Source organism: Anoxybacillus tengchongensis (assembly GCF_014201585.1).
GTDB lineage: Bacteria > Bacillota > Bacilli > Bacillales > Anoxybacillaceae > Anoxybacillus > Anoxybacillus tengchongensis.
Genome location: NZ_JACHES010000008.1, coordinates 18055 through 32157, shown reverse-complemented (window position 1 = coordinate 32157; position 14103 = coordinate 18055). Strand labels below are relative to the sequence as shown.

The following is a 14103-nucleotide window of genomic DNA, read 5'->3' as shown; positions in this document are numbered from 1 at the left end:
TCTATATAATTAGAGATTATTATAAACGAAGTGGATAAAGTTGTCACCCCTTTATTTATAAAACGCGTTTAAGCAATAAAGAATTTTTTAATTTTCGAAAAAGAAGGTGGGAAGCTTGATTTTTGCACTAGACATTGGTACGCGTTCAGTAGTTGGCATTATTTTAAAGGAAACAGACGGACAATATCAAGTTGAAGACATTGTCATAAAAGAGCATGAAGAACGGGCGATGCTTGATGGACAAATTCACGACGTACTTGCTGTTTCTAACGTTATTCTTGACATAAAAAAAACGTTAGAGGAGAGACACGGACCTCTGACGCGTGTATGCGTTGCAGCCGCAGGACGTTCATTAAAAACAGAAAAAGGAAGAGCGAATATATCCATTAAAGGGAAGCCTCTGCTCACACATGAAGATGTGACATACTTAGAACTCGCTGCAGTTCAACAAGCTCAAATGACGTTGGCTGAACAATCATCTAACGAAAAAAGTCATCACTACTATTGTGTTGGCTATTCGGTAACGCGCTATGAAATTGATGGCGAGGAAATTGGCAACTTAATTGATCAACAAGGAGATGACGCAAGCGTTGAAGTAATTGCCACATTTTTACCGAAGCTTGTCGTTGAATCACTTCTTGCTGCATTACAACGCGCTCATTTAGAAATGGAGGCGCTAACACTTGAGCCGATCGCCGCACTAAATGTGCTTATTCCTCCAACGATGCGACGATTAAATGTTGCGCTTGTAGATATTGGTGCAGGAACGTCTGACATTGCGATTACAAATCTAGGTACAGTCATTGCCTACGGAATGGTACCGATAGCGGGAGACGAAATTACAGAAGCGCTTTCAGACGCATATTTACTTGATTTTCCTCTTGCTGAACAAGCAAAACGTGACTTACATTCAAAGGACACGGTAACGATTACAGACATTCTCGGTTTTGAAACAGAAGTGCCTCGCGAACAAATGATTGCAACAATTTCAGACGCGATTGATCGACTCGCTGATGCGATTAGCAAAGAAATTTTACGATTAAATAATCATCAATCTCCAAAAGCAGTCATGCTTGTGGGGGGAGGGAGTTTGACACCTGAACTGCCAAAGCGGCTTGCTCAAAAACTCCATCTTCCTGAAAATCGTGTCGCTATTCGTGGTATTGATGCTATTCAAAAATTGCACATCGATCAAGAAGAAATGAAACATCGCCCGGAACTCGTCACCCCAATTGGCATTGCCATTGCCGCAAAGCAAACACCGATCCAGTACGTAACCGTTCATGTAAATGGACAAACCATTCGCTTATTTGATATGAAACAACTGTCGATCGGTGATGCCCTACTAGCTGCGGGCATTCAATTACGTAAGCTATATGGGAAACCGGGCTTAGCTTGCGTCATCACGTTAAATGGACAGACGATTACAATTCCTGGGACACATGGAGAACCACCAACAATTTTAAAGAATGGTGAATTAGCGACATTTGACACACCAATTAAAAACGGAGATCATATCGTTGTTGAAAAAGGACAAGACGGCAAACAAGCGACAATTCAACTTTGTGACTTACTAGAGTCGTTGCCGATAAAACAAGTGACGATTAACGGACAACTGTATACTATTGAGCCGCTCGTCTTCCGAAATGGCGAACATGTTTCTCTCGACGAGGTGTTATATGACCGCGACGACATTGTCGTTCGTATGCCAGAAACGATTGAACAACTTTTGCACGCAACAAAAAACAACGATCTGCTCAAACAACTCGAACCGTTTACGATCACGTTAAATGGCAAAACCGTAACATTTCCTGAATGGTGCGGAACGATGTATCGAAACGGGATTGAGTGCCAACGTTATACAACATTTGAAGACGGCGATCATATTATTGTTCATGAAAAAAAGCAGCGAACAATCGCTCAAATTGCTGAAGCAAAACAAATAAAACTTTATTATTCTATTCCGATTATATTTAATGGTGAAACATTCACATTAACAAAGTCAATCGGTACGTTTTATCGCAATGGTGAACAACTTGAAGAAGATGATCTCGTTCACCATGAGGATGAACTTGAATTTAATGAACAAAAAATGGAACCGTTCATTTTTCAAGATATATTCCAATACGTCCAAGTTGATATTCCTCATGGAGCATCGACAACGTTTACGTTGCTCAAAAACGGTGAACCGACAACATTTTATGAACCGCTTGCACCAGGAGATCGACTAGAAATTATTTGGCATAAGAAAGAGCAACTATGAACGAGCCATAGTTGCTTTTTCTTTTATTTTAAGTTTTCTGGGTTTAACGGTTCTAATTCTGGGAGGACAAAACGGCCATCTTTGCGAATCAGCACACCATCAAAATAAATTTCACCACCACCGTATTCTGGGCGCTGAATCATAACCATATCCCAATGAATGTTTGAATGGTTGCCGTTGTACGCCTCGTCATAACATTGTCCCGGTGTAAAATGGAAGCTTCCATCAATTTTTTCATCAAACAAAATATCTTGCATCGGATGTTGAATGTATGGATTTACCCCGATTGCGAACTCACCAATATAGCGCGCACCTTCATCTGTATCAAAAATTTGATTAATGCGCTCTGTATCGTTTGCTGTTGCTTCAATAATTTTTCCATCTTTAAACGTTAATTTTACGTTTTCAAACGTAAATCCTTGATAAGGAGAAGGTGTATTAAATGTGATAGTACCATTAACCGAATCACGAACAGGAGCCGTATACACTTCTCCATCTGGAATATTCATTTGTCCTGAACATTTTACTGCAGGAATATCTTTAATCGAGAACGTTAAATCTGTCCCCGGTCCTGTAATGCGTACTTGATCAGTTTTATTCATTAATTCAACGAGGGCGTCCATCGCTTTATCCATTTTTCCGTAGTCTAAGTTACATACGTTGAAATAAAAATCTTCAAACGCCTCTGTGCTCATTTTTGCAAGCTGTGCCATAGATGGATTCGGGTAGCGAAGGACGACCCATTTCGTTTTCGGTACGCGAATGTCACGATGCACTTTTTGCATAATCGTCTTCCCATGAATTTTCATTTTGTCCGCTGGCACATCAGCAAATTCGTTAATATTATCTCCAGCACGCAAGCCGATGTAAGCGTCCATTTGTTTCATGACATTCGCTTCAAATTCAGCCATCATGTCAAACTGCTCGTCTTGCGCACCGAGCAAAAGCGCGCGATCGACTTGATGGTCTTTTAACGAAACAAATGGGTAAGCACCTACAGCATACGCTTCGCGCACAAGCGCGATCACAAGCTCCCGCTGTAATCCAAAGTTTTCGATTAATACTTTTTCTCCTTTTTGTAAACGCAACGAGTAATGAATTAAATTTTTCGCTAACTTTTCAATACGCGGATCTTTCATTTATATTCCTCCATTCCATCATATGTACATGTATATTGTAACCGATCTACAAAAAATTTTGGGTTTTTTGCAGGATTTTTTCTCTTTTTGTCGAAGGAAATGTAGGATAGACAGAAAGGAGTTTTTCATAATGAATATTGTTTTGTACGGCAGTATTGCACTCATCGCGATCGCCTTTCTTATTTTAGTCGTTTATGTCATCCAAACATTAAAAACGCTTCAAACAACGTTGCAACATGTTGCGAAAACCGTTGAAGAAGTTGAAAAACAAATGCATGAAATCGGAAAAGAAACGGCACAATTACTACATAAGACGAACGCGCTCGCAGATGACGTGCATAAAAAAGCGGAGAGCTTACAAAGTGTATTTGATGCAGTCAAACAAGTCGGTGTTACCGTTCAAACATTTAACAACTCCATTTCCAAAACACTAACAACAAACGAAAAAAAAATTACGCAAGCCATTCAATGGGGCCAAACACTTATTGAAATATGGACAAAATGGAAAGAGAAGCGAAAATAAGGAGGTTTTTATATGGCTAAAAATGGTTCTTTTCTACTTGGTGCAATTGTTGGTGGAATCGCTGGTGCAGCTGCCACATTATTTTTATCAAGTGAACGTGGAAAACAACTATTGCAAGAGTTTACCGAAACGAACATAAAGCGATGGCAACAACATGAAAAGGAAAACGTGTCACATGATATAGAGGAACAAAAGGAGCAAGGGGAGCAAAAGCCGTTTTCCTCTATCCCTATTCCGCTTCCTTCATCAGATGTCGAGCAGCTGTTAAAAGAAACGGAGCAAGCAGTTAACGATGTCGAAAAACGTTTGAATAAAGGAATTGATGCACATGGAGAAAATTGAAACAATTGAACAATTCGAACAAATTTGTTCGTCCTATCGTCCATTTTTATTGATGAAACATAGTCTGACATGTCCAATTAGCCATCGGGCATGGGTGGAGTTCGAACGTTTTACAAAAGATTTTCCGCACATTCATGCATATTACTTACATGTGCAACACTCTCGTCCTTTGTCACAACATGTCGCAGAAGTGTTTCAAGTAAAACATGAGTCTCCTCAAGCATTATGGGTCACTGATAAAGGGGTGGCGTGGCATGCTTCCCATTGGAACGTCACATATGACCAAATGAAAAAAGCAACTATGGGCGAATCATAGTTGCTTTTTTATACGTGAACGGATTGTTCGTATTTCTGCTGGAATTTTTGAATATCGCCTGCTCCCATAAAAATAAGCACAGCGTGTTCATGCTGTTTTAAAACATCCACTTGCTCCTCATGCAAAAGGTTTGCACCGTCAATTTTGGCGCGTAAATCTTCAATCGATAGTTTCCCTTGATGCTCTCGGGCAGATCCGAAAATATCGCACAAATATACCGCATCTGCTAATGATAAACTTTGTGCAAATTCATGTAAAAACGTTTGTGTGCGTGTATATGTGTGCGGCTGAAAAATTGCAACTATTTGACGATCCGGGTATTTTTGTCTTGCCGCCTCAATCGTTGCGCGTATTTCTGTAGGGTGGTGCGCATAATCATCAATAAGCACTTGTGAACCGAACAGCTTTTCATGAAAGCGACGTTTTACTCCAGGAAACGTTTTTAGTCGCTCTTGAATAATACTTACATCGATTCCTTCATAATGACAAAGCGCAATCACAGCGAGCGCGTTAAGCACGTTATGATCGCCATACCTCGGAATGTGGAAAGATGCAAAAAATGTGTGGCGCACAAATACGTCAAACGATGTCCCTTCCTGTGTTTTCACCATATTTCGCGCTTGGAAATCGTTATCTTCGCCGAAACCGTAAAAGACAACAGGAACTTTAGCCTGAATTTTTTGTAAATACTCATCATCTCCACAGGCGATAATTCCTTTTTTCACTTGCCATGCCATTTGTTGAAACGCCGAAAACACATCTTCAATATTGGCAAAATAATCTGGATGATCAAAATCAATATTTGTCATAATCGCATAATCAGGTGAATACGCTAGAAAATGTCGACGATATTCGCACGCTTCAAATACAAAATACTTGCTCCCTTCTCTTCCCTTTCCAGAACCATCACCGATCAAATATGATGTCGGTTCTGCTCCTTGCATCACGTGAGCAAGCAACCCAGTTGTTGATGTTTTTCCATGAGCACCTGTCACAGCGATGCTCGTAAATTTTTGCAAAAACTCACCTAAAAACTGATGGTAGCGAATGACAGGTACACCAAGATCACGAGCTGCTACAATTTCTTCATGTGTATCAGGAAAGGCGTTCCCAGCAATTACAACCATATTTTTTTGAATATTTTGGGCGCTGAATGGAAAAATAGGTATTCCACGTTCTTCCAACGCTTCTTGCGTGAAAAATCGCTTATCATAGTCTGACCCTTGCACGACACATTTCATATCATGTAATACTTGTGCCAGTGCACTCATTCCAGTTCCTTTAATGCCGACAAAATGGTAAATAGTCATAAAAAAACCTCCACCAACTATCGTTGATCTATATCTCAGTATATGACACAAATTCCGTTTTGCTCTTTTCATCTTATGTAACAAACTTCATTATACCATCGTTTGTCCACGATGATAAGAAAAACTGATAGAAGAACGTTCTTCTATCAGTTTTTCCGTGTTACTGAGGTGTATACTCTACTTTTTCAAGACGTGGGTTCGGACGATAACGTCGACCTGCTTTCGCTTGATGCTTTCCATTTAACAATACATTATCTCCCGTAAAACCAATATGCACTTTTAACAAGCTACTTCCCACACCATACATATCAACGGGCACACCTTGTTTTTCAAACTCAATAATACGCTGCTCATTAAACCCGCCACTTACAACGATTTTTACATGTTCAAATCCTTCACGATCGAGCGCTTCACGCAAAGCAAAAATAAGAGGAGGGTTTACGCCACGTGGATCAAATGTACCAAGCACTTCCGGATGGCGAATAAAATATTGATCGATCATCGTTCGCGACGTATCAACACGAACCGCCTTTAATTTATCTCCAAACTCACGCGCAACTTTCAGCGCATCTGTAATACAGTCGTTGTTGTAGTCAACAAGCACAATTAAATCATCGTCTGGATATTTTGCATGATACGCTTTCGCTGCCGCAACTACATCGCCATCAAACAATTGAATGAGCGCATGCGGCATCGTTCCCATGCCTTGTTTTCCCCACCATTCGTTCATCGCATGTGTCGCTTGAGCAGTTGAGCCACCAATAAAGGCTGCGTATCCATCACCAGCTTGCATCATAAAATGGTCATCACGATCCCCCATAAAAATGACCGGTTTTTGCACACCAGATAATGCCGCTGCTTTAACGACGTTATACACGTTTGTTGCTACAGATGTTCGGCGAGCTAAAATCCCGTCAATAATGCCTTCTAAATACCCGAAATTTTGATACGGGCCTGTAATAGTCAGCACCGTCTCAAACGGACTAATTTTATCGCCGTCTTTCAATGAATAAATTTCCAATTTTTCCGGCTCATCAGCAAATGTATGCAATAAGGCAATGACTTCATCCGTTCCACATAAGACAGCATGTTCTTTTTGAAAAAATTGCATCGTAACCATATTATTTGGACGAAATTCCTTAACGATTTCACGTGTTTTTAAAAAATACACAGCTGAAAACCAGCCATCTCGCACACGCTCATCAAATTTAAACGTTTTATTTGTTAGTCGTTTAATTTTCCCTTGTAATTTCAACTCGATTTCCTTCATTTTGCTTTCCCCTTCAGCCATCGTTTTCACGTATTTAGCATAGCATGTTTTCTATTTCACGACTACTCCATCTAAATTGTATCTTGTAGTTGCTCGAGATGTTGTTCATCAATTAACACATCGCGCGGCTTGCTTCCTTTCGGTGCCGATACGATGCCACGTTGCTCCATCATCTCAATTAAGCGTGCCGCTCGGTTGTAGCCGATACGAAAACGACGTTGTAAACTTGATGTTGAAGCACCGCCTTGTTGAACAACAAACTCACACGCCTCATAAAACAGCTCATCATCTTCATCAGCCTGTACATGTTGTTGCAATAGCTCATCATGTTGAAATAAATAAGACGGTTCCATTTGTTGTCGTACATGGGCGACGACACGCTCTATTTCTTCATCCGATACAAAGTTGCCTTGTAAACGAACTGGTTTTGCTGTTCCATTTTCTAAAAATAACATATCGCCTCGTCCAAGTAATTTCTCCGCACCGTTTATATCAATGATTGTACGCGAATCGATTTGCGACGATACAGAAAAGGCAATGCGTGTAGGGATATTCGCCTTAATTAAACCTGTAATGACGTCAACAGATGGTCGTTGTGTAGCAACAAGCAAATGAATACCACATGCTCGCGCTTTTTGAGCAATACGGCAAATCGCTTCTTCCACATCAGCTGGGGCAACCATCATTAAATCTGCAAGCTCATCGATGACAATGACGATATACGGTAAATGTTGTTCCGGTTTTTGAGCTTTTCGTATTAATTCGTTATAACGTACAATATCGCGCACACCGGTATGTGCAAATAACTCATATCGCCGTTCCATTTCAGACACAGCCCATTTTAATGCTGCCGTTGCCGCTTTTGCATCCGTAATAACCGGGCTAACTAAATGTGGAATATGATTGTATGGTGCAAGTTCGACCATTTTCGGATCGATCAACAATAACTTTACTTCGTGTGGTGCTGCTTTGTATAATAAACTCACTAACATCGCATTCATACATACGCTTTTTCCTGATCCAGTTGCCCCCGCAATCAACCCGTGCGGCATCTTTTTTAAATCGGTGACAATCGGTTTTCCCGAAATATCTAATCCTAAAGCGACGGTTAACGGAGAGTCTGATTGCTGAAACACCTCGCTTTGTAACACTTCACGAATAAAAACAGGGCGGCTTGATCGGTTAGGTACTTCAATTCCGATCGTGTTTTTCCCAGGAATAGGCGCTTCTATACGAATATCCACGGCCGCTAAATTTAATTTAATATCATCCGCTAAATTCGTAATTTTATTCACTTTTACCCCAAGTTCTGGTTGCACTTCAAAACGAGTAACCGTTGGACCTTGAGTCACATGAACGACTGTCGCTCCAACATTAAAGTTTTTGAACGTCTCGTTTAATCGCTCTGTTTGTTCTTTTAACCACGCTTCATCATCTTCATGACGTATACTTGGTGCATGCAACAACGATAATGACGGGAATACATATGATTGTTTTTGCTGTCGCTCTTTCCATTTTTCTCGATCTTGTTTTAACATCATGACGTTATATGGTACACCACTTCGTTGTCGCGTTCTTTCCTCATGAACTTGTTCGATTTTTGCTTCTCCCCGTTCCTGTTCTTTCGTTTCTTCCTCCTGATTTTGCTCCATGTGTTCTTCAGCAGTTTCCGTTTCATAAACAACTTCTTTCTCTTCATGAAGTGGCTCACTTACCGCCGTGTGCGCATGTTCAGTTGTTTCGTCAACAAGCTGTCTCTCTACTGACTCCTCTACTTGTGTATGTACACGTTCGTTTGTTTCGACCGTTTCAACGATCGGAAGTTCAAATTCAACAACGACATCATGTTCTTTTTTTCGTTCGACATGCTCTATTCGCTTATAACCAAATACAGGCGATGGCACATCTGTCGGGCGAAACGTGCGTGATTCACTCTCTGTTCGCTCTATGCGATACGTTTTTTTCTTAAATGAATCGTTTTTTTGCTCATATGTTCTCTCTTTTATTCTTTCCTTTGGTTCATCCGGAATTAATGGAAAGCGAAATTTTCCTCTCGGATATTCATAAACGACTTTTGCTTCTATTTCTTTATATTCATTCGTTGGTACGGACTGTTGTTGTTTTCGCATCTTTTTTGGCTCATGCTGTTCCCCGAATAAATAACGAAATAATGCCTTTAACCAACCCATTCCATCCTCACTCTTTCTTTTGTACATTCGGTTTTATTTTACCACAAAAAAAGCTGACTGCCGTCACGGAAGTCAGCTGAAAAATGGTTGGCCTACTTCGTACTCATCATGTAAAACAAGAATACCTTTTTCTTGTGGAGCGTTTGGCAAATCTAACTCGCGCGCAGAACAAATCATCCCATAAGATTTCACTCCACGAAGCTCTGCCTCTTGAATGACTAGACCGCTTGGCATGACCGCTCCGACTTTAGCAACCACGACCTTTTGTCCCGCTTCTACGTTTGGAGCCCCACATACAATTTGCAACGTTTCCGTACCAACATCTACTTGACAAACACTTAACTTATCAGCATTCGGATGTTTCTCTTTTTCTTTTACGTAACCGACAACAAACTTTGGTGAAAAATCAGCCTTTACTTGTTCATTCACACCATTTTTTTGCAATATGTCGTTAATTGTCGTAATGACTTGTTCGGTTAGCTCAACAACTCCATTTCCTTCAAATGTGCCATATGTAGACGCATGAAAAATATTGTAGCCAACAGTTTCACCCGTCTGTTCATTAAAAATGCGCACAACATCTCCTTTTTTCTCAAAAGCACGCTCTTGTGGGTCAACAACCTTTAATGTAATAAGCAACGTATCGCCAATGCCCTCACGGTTGTAAAATACGTTCATTGTTTCTCATCCTTTCGACGATTTTTTCCGAGAATAAAAATTGGTTGCAACTGCCCATCTTCGTATAAAAACGAAAGAGCAGTAATCGGCACTCTTCCACTTGCAAAAAAACTCATCGTCAGCTGCGCAAGTACATCATAGCCGATTTCGTTCTCAATGTCAGCAATAATGAGCACATCTTGATGAGGAACAGCAAGTAACATCGTTCCTTTTATTTTTTCAGAAAACTTTTTTAAAAAAGCATCATTTAGTATGCGACTTGCATCATATCCGTCATTTGTGTTTATAAAATAAAACGTATTGCCAGCGACACGGTCTTCTTTCACCGTTGTTGGCAATGAACGAACATTAAAACGTGCGATCTCTTTCAATTGTTGCACATCCCAGTGCTCCAATTCAACTAAACGTTCATCAATGAGGCGATACGTTGTTCCTAAATCAAGTGCATAATAAATGCGCGTTTCTGCTGTATGTTCGTCATAAATAAACATCGTCCCTTCATTCGTTTTTGTCGGAAATGAGGTAGAGCGAATGACCGGATATATATGTTTTTCTTTTCCTTGTAGCGGTGAATCATCATGTAATGCCGTTAACGTTTGCTCGACATAATAAACGACCTCATCAATGGCACGCTCTTTTTCAAGCTCCCATTTTGCAATAACGTGGGGCAAGGAGATGGTCACTCCTTTTTTCGTTTCGCGATGCTCAATACGAAGTGTATCTTTTTTTCGATCCCATTGGAAATCCCATGGATAATGAGATAAACGCTGTTGAATATGCTCGCTTATTTGCTTACTATTCATCACGCTCACCTAAGCTTTGAATGAACGAGACAATTTCTTCTTTCGTTTTCCGATCTTTGCTCACAAATCGTCCACGTTCTTGCCCATTTTCATATGCGATAAAACTCGGGATGCCGAATACGTTATGCTCTGTAAACAAGTCAAGCCATTGGTCGCGATCAATCGCATAAAACGTATAATCCGGAAATTGTGCTTCAATCTCCGGTAAAACTGGTTTGATGAATTGACAATCACGGCACCAATCAGCCGTAAACATCATGATGACTTTTCCCTTTTTTATGACTTCATTATACTGCTCGATACGTTCAATCGTTTTCATCTATTGATCCACCCTTTCTTTTTATGCTCATATTGCCCTTTTAACATATGAACGATATGTGTATACATCGTTGTTCGATCGATTGCTCCATTCGTCAAAATGCCGATCGCTCCTTCATTTGAACGAACGTCGTGGCGATTGGCGTATCCATCCATCACTTCAGCTAATTCTTTTCCCATTTTTAGTTGTTCACCTATCTCTCTAGGAAGCGGAATGCGCGCCCCTCCGGCAACAACAACGACTTCATCACGATCAACGAGCGCTCCCCAATTGCATAGCCAAATCGTCCCATCTTGTGCAACAAATACGCCGCCTTCTAATCCAATCCCAATATCGGCTTGTTGCTGGGAAACTGCTAATGTCGCTCGCTCAATAGCGCCTTGCAACGTTTCTTCATCAGAAAACGGTTGTTTGGATACACTTGGTTGCACATCGCTCGCCATGATCGTATGGTGAGCCTCATGAAATACAGCTTTTACCGCTTTTACTTTCGTGTTGTTTTTCGTTCCAACAGCGATTTTCATCCATACATCTCCTTAAGCGTTATGGCGAATAGCATCCACTGTCGCGCGATCACACTGTTTCACAAGAGCGACTAATAGCTGTTTTGCCGCTTCGTAATCGTCAATATGAATGATCGATGCATGCGTATGAATATACCGTGCACAAATGCCAATGACAGCTGAAGGGACACCACTATTTGCGATATGTACTTTGCCTGCATCTGTTCCGCCACCTGGCGAAATGAAATATTGGTATGGAATATTGTTTGTTTCTGCTGTATCTAAAATAAATTCGCGCATGCCGCGATGAGTAATCATTGTGGCATCATAAATGCGCACAAGTGCACCTTTACCAAGATGACCGAACTCTTTTTCATCGCCTGTCATATCGTTCGCTGGACTTGCATCTAGCGCAAAGAAAATATCCGGCTTGATCATCGTAGCTGCTGTTTGTGCACCGCGCAATCCGACTTCTTCTTGAACTGTCGCTCCAGAATATAATACATTTGGCAACGTTTCATCTTTTAACTCCTTTAATAACTCAATCGCTAAACCGCAACCGTAACGATTGTCCCACGCTTTCGCCATAATTTTTTTCTCATTTGCTAACGGTGTGAATGGACAAATGGGCACAATTTGTTGCCCAGGACGAATGCCCATACGCTCCGCATCGTTCCGATCATCCGCCCCAACGTCAATCAACATATTTTTCATATCCATCGGCTTTTTCCGCTGTTCTTCATCGAGCAAATGCGGTGGAATCGAACCAATCACACCGGTAATTGGACCGTGATCCGTTATAATTTGCACACGTTGAGCTAACAATACTTGACTCCACCACCCGCCAAGCGGTTGAAAACGAATCATCCCCTGCTCAGTAATAGCAGTGACCATAAAACCAACTTCATCCATATGTCCAGCAACCATCACGACCGGTTCATTTTCTGTTCCTCGCTTTACCCCAAAAATACTTCCGAGCCGATCTTGCACAATATCATCGGCATATTTTTGTAACTGCTCACGCATAAAAGCGCGCACCGCATGTTCATTTCCCGGCGCTCCTGGCAATTCGGTTAACGTTTGAAACAATTGCAAATCCATCGCTGTTTCCCCTTTCTTTTCTCGCTATTTGTCATTGTAGCGAATTTTACATGTAGTTTCCACCCATACAATTCGGTATACTAAAAGAAAAAGTGGAGGAATGCATATGCGCATCAAAACATTTCTTACCGGCATCGTTGTCGGTGCAACGGCTGCGTACATATTTCATCAGTGGCAACATAAACGTTTGATTTCATCTGAACAAGCGCTTCAAAAGGCAAAAGAAGCTTTTCAACAAACTGGTGCGATTACAGGATCGTGGATTCAAACGACCGTTGAAACGATCGAAAAAAACGGATTGCGTTACGACGTCTATCGAGGGGGAATTACTCGTCCAACAGGTGCATATGAATGTTTTATTGATGCAAAATCAGGAACGATTATTGATGCACGAAAATTGTAAAACCCAAGCGACTTTGCTTGGGTTTTTATTGACGTTTGAGCGCTTCGACGATTTGAAACTGATCATTCCAACGGACCGCACGATAGTATGCATCGTGATAAAATGTAAACCATGCATTGTTTTCCATTCCATAAGCAAGCCATTTTTGTTTAGCAAAAATAGATGTCATTGGGTAATCATCATACGCCATGACCCAAAGCGGATTTTGATGAGCGTGTGTCGGCATTAAATCACCGAGATGAACGACTGTTTCCCCTTCAGATGTAATAATAATGATCGCATGTCCATCGCTATGACCGCCTGTATGAATCATCGTTACCCCTGAAACAACTTCCAATTGTTCCGCGAACGTATCGACTTGGTCAACAATCGCTTCCCAGTTTTCTTTCCAATACGTGTTGCGCGAGCGAATGTTTGGTTCTCTCATCTCCGCCCACTCTACTGCTGACGTAATAATGCGCGCTCGCGAAAACGTCGGAACGAGCGTATCCCCTTCCCATTTCGTTAAACCGCTCGCATGATCGAAATGCAAATGCGTCATTAATACAAAATCAATGTCTTCGGGTGTCAAAGAAAGAAGCGCCAACTGCTCTTCTAATGAGGACTCTTCTGTTACACCAAAGTTTCGTTTTTGCTTTTCATTTAGTTTTCCTCGCCCGATGCCAGATTCAATTAATATATTTTTCCCATCCATTTGCAATAAAATGGGATCGGTGCGGAGCGGAATTTGATTTTGTTCGTTGCATGGGTATTTTTTCACCCAAAGCGGCTTTGGTACGACACCGAACATCGCTCCACCGTCTAAATGTGTAATTCCTCCATTTAACCACGTCATTGTTGCTTGACCGATCGTTAATTTCTCCATTATTTCTCCCCCTTGTCCTCTTTCATTACTCATTTTAACATTACAAAAATATTCAGAAAAGAAAAAAACCTATGCCTAA

Annotated in this window: 15 protein-coding genes; 5 read left to right on the top strand and 10 right to left on the bottom strand. The window is 41.0% G+C overall.

Annotated elements, in window-relative coordinates; translation table 11 throughout:
- Positions 1-106: 106 nt before the first annotated feature.
- Complete coding sequence (locus HNQ82_RS09660) at positions 107-2263, top strand: cell division FtsA domain-containing protein (RefSeq protein WP_183249191.1); 2157 nt, start codon at positions 107-109, stop codon at positions 2261-2263.
- Positions 2264-2286: 23 nt separating this feature from the next.
- Here HNQ82_RS09660 and HNQ82_RS09655 read toward each other — a convergent pair whose 3' ends face one another.
- Positions 2287-3402 (bottom strand): aminopeptidase, encoded by a 1116-nt coding sequence (locus tag HNQ82_RS09655; RefSeq protein ID WP_032100405.1) that lies wholly within the window; start codon positions 3400-3402, stop codon positions 2287-2289.
- Positions 3403-3532: 130 nt separating this feature from the next.
- On the opposite strand from HNQ82_RS09655, the gene HNQ82_RS09650 reads away from it, so the two are divergent.
- From HNQ82_RS09650 to ytxJ, 3 genes are read left to right on the top strand one after another with little or no spacing between them, the layout of a single operon-like run.
- Positions 3533-3925 (top strand): DUF948 domain-containing protein, encoded by a 393-nt coding sequence (locus HNQ82_RS09650; protein WP_183249189.1) that lies wholly within the window; start codon positions 3533-3535, stop codon positions 3923-3925.
- A gap of 12 nt (positions 3926-3937) precedes the next feature.
- Positions 3938-4267, top strand: a complete 330-nt coding sequence (locus HNQ82_RS09645) for a YtxH domain-containing protein (protein ID WP_183249187.1) — start codon at positions 3938-3940, stop codon at positions 4265-4267.
- Positions 4254-4583: a bacillithiol system redox-active protein YtxJ gene (gene ytxJ / locus HNQ82_RS09640; RefSeq protein ID WP_055440119.1), complete on the top strand. Its 330-nt coding sequence runs from the start codon at positions 4254-4256 to the stop codon at positions 4581-4583. Before HNQ82_RS09645 ends, ytxJ begins: the two co-directional genes overlap by 14 nt.
- An 8-nt stretch (positions 4584-4591) precedes the next feature.
- Here ytxJ and murC read toward each other — a convergent pair whose 3' ends face one another.
- The 8 genes from murC to HNQ82_RS09600 all read right to left on the bottom strand — a co-directional run bounded on the left by murC (position 4592) and on the right by HNQ82_RS09600 (position 12756).
- On the bottom strand, positions 4592-5893 hold the full coding sequence (gene murC, locus HNQ82_RS09635) for a UDP-N-acetylmuramate--L-alanine ligase (RefSeq protein ID WP_183249185.1): 1302 nt from the start codon (positions 5891-5893) through the stop codon (positions 4592-4594).
- Between the two features lie 160 nt (positions 5894-6053).
- Positions 6054-7163, bottom strand: a complete 1110-nt coding sequence (locus HNQ82_RS09630) for a nicotinate phosphoribosyltransferase (RefSeq protein ID WP_183249183.1) — start codon at positions 7161-7163, stop codon at positions 6054-6056.
- A gap of 71 nt (positions 7164-7234) precedes the next feature.
- Complete coding sequence (locus HNQ82_RS09625; RefSeq protein ID WP_183249181.1) at positions 7235-9352, bottom strand: DNA translocase FtsK; 2118 nt, start codon at positions 9350-9352, stop codon at positions 7235-7237.
- Positions 9353-9424: 72 nt separating this feature from the next.
- Positions 9425-10030, bottom strand: coding sequence for a YtpR family tRNA-binding protein (gene ytpR, locus HNQ82_RS09620; RefSeq protein WP_183249179.1), 606 nt, complete (start codon positions 10028-10030; stop codon positions 9425-9427).
- A complete protein-coding gene (locus HNQ82_RS09615; RefSeq protein ID WP_183249177.1) occupies positions 10027-10833 on the bottom strand; it encodes a DUF1444 domain-containing protein in 807 nt (268 codons plus the stop codon). Before HNQ82_RS09615 ends, ytpR begins: the two co-directional genes overlap by 4 nt.
- Positions 10826-11152, bottom strand: coding sequence for a thioredoxin family protein (locus tag HNQ82_RS09610; protein WP_183249175.1), 327 nt, complete (start codon positions 11150-11152; stop codon positions 10826-10828). Before HNQ82_RS09610 ends, HNQ82_RS09615 begins: the two co-directional genes overlap by 8 nt.
- Positions 11149-11676, bottom strand: a complete 528-nt coding sequence (locus HNQ82_RS09605; RefSeq protein WP_183249173.1) for a DUF84 family protein — start codon at positions 11674-11676, stop codon at positions 11149-11151. The genes HNQ82_RS09610 and HNQ82_RS09605 overlap by 4 nt, the downstream gene beginning before the upstream one ends.
- A 12-nt stretch (positions 11677-11688) precedes the next feature.
- Complete coding sequence (locus HNQ82_RS09600) at positions 11689-12756, bottom strand: M42 family metallopeptidase (protein ID WP_183249171.1); 1068 nt, start codon at positions 12754-12756, stop codon at positions 11689-11691.
- A gap of 106 nt (positions 12757-12862) precedes the next feature.
- Here HNQ82_RS09600 and HNQ82_RS09595 point away from each other — a divergent pair, with 106 nt between their 5' ends.
- Positions 12863-13159 carry a PepSY domain-containing protein gene (locus tag HNQ82_RS09595; RefSeq protein ID WP_246348984.1) on the top strand — a complete coding sequence of 99 codons (297 nt, stop codon included), beginning with the start codon at positions 12863-12865 and terminating at the stop codon, positions 13157-13159.
- A 25-nt stretch (positions 13160-13184) separates the two neighbouring features.
- Here the strand turns inward: HNQ82_RS09595 and HNQ82_RS09590 are convergent, their stop codons facing one another.
- Positions 13185-14024 (bottom strand): YtnP family quorum-quenching lactonase, encoded by an 840-nt coding sequence (locus HNQ82_RS09590; protein ID WP_183249167.1) that lies wholly within the window; start codon positions 14022-14024, stop codon positions 13185-13187.
- Positions 14025-14103 lie beyond the last annotated feature (79 nt).

Coding starts and splice junctions, on each gene's coding strand:
- ytxJ (WP_055440119.1), top strand. CDS start 4,254: ATGGAGAAAATTGAAACAATTGAACAATTCGAACAAATTTGTTCGTCC.
- HNQ82_RS09605 (WP_183249173.1), bottom strand. CDS start 11,676: ATGAAAATCGCTGTTGGAACGAAAAACAACACGAAAGTAAAAGCGGTA.
- HNQ82_RS09655 (WP_032100405.1), bottom strand. CDS start 3,402: ATGAAAGATCCGCGTATTGAAAAGTTAGCGAAAAATTTAATTCATTAC.
- HNQ82_RS09610 (WP_183249175.1), bottom strand. CDS start 11,152: ATGAAAACGATTGAACGTATCGAGCAGTATAATGAAGTCATAAAAAAG.
- HNQ82_RS09600 (WP_183249171.1), bottom strand. CDS start 12,756: ATGGATTTGCAATTGTTTCAAACGTTAACCGAATTGCCAGGAGCGCCG.
- HNQ82_RS09630 (WP_183249183.1), bottom strand. CDS start 7,163: ATGAAGGAAATCGAGTTGAAATTACAAGGGAAAATTAAACGACTAACA.
- HNQ82_RS09595 (WP_246348984.1), top strand. CDS start 12,863: ATGCGCATCAAAACATTTCTTACCGGCATCGTTGTCGGTGCAACGGCT.
- ytpR (WP_183249179.1), bottom strand. CDS start 10,030: ATGAACGTATTTTACAACCGTGAGGGCATTGGCGATACGTTGCTTATT.
- HNQ82_RS09645 (WP_183249187.1), top strand. CDS start 3,938: ATGGCTAAAAATGGTTCTTTTCTACTTGGTGCAATTGTTGGTGGAATC.
- HNQ82_RS09615 (WP_183249177.1), bottom strand. CDS start 10,833: ATGAATAGTAAGCAAATAAGCGAGCATATTCAACAGCGTTTATCTCAT.
- HNQ82_RS09590 (WP_183249167.1), bottom strand. CDS start 14,024: ATGGAGAAATTAACGATCGGTCAAGCAACAATGACGTGGTTAAATGGA.
- murC (WP_183249185.1), bottom strand. CDS start 5,893: ATGACTATTTACCATTTTGTCGGCATTAAAGGAACTGGAATGAGTGCA.
- HNQ82_RS09625 (WP_183249181.1), bottom strand. CDS start 9,352: ATGGGTTGGTTAAAGGCATTATTTCGTTATTTATTCGGGGAACAGCAT.
- HNQ82_RS09650 (WP_183249189.1), top strand. CDS start 3,533: ATGAATATTGTTTTGTACGGCAGTATTGCACTCATCGCGATCGCCTTT.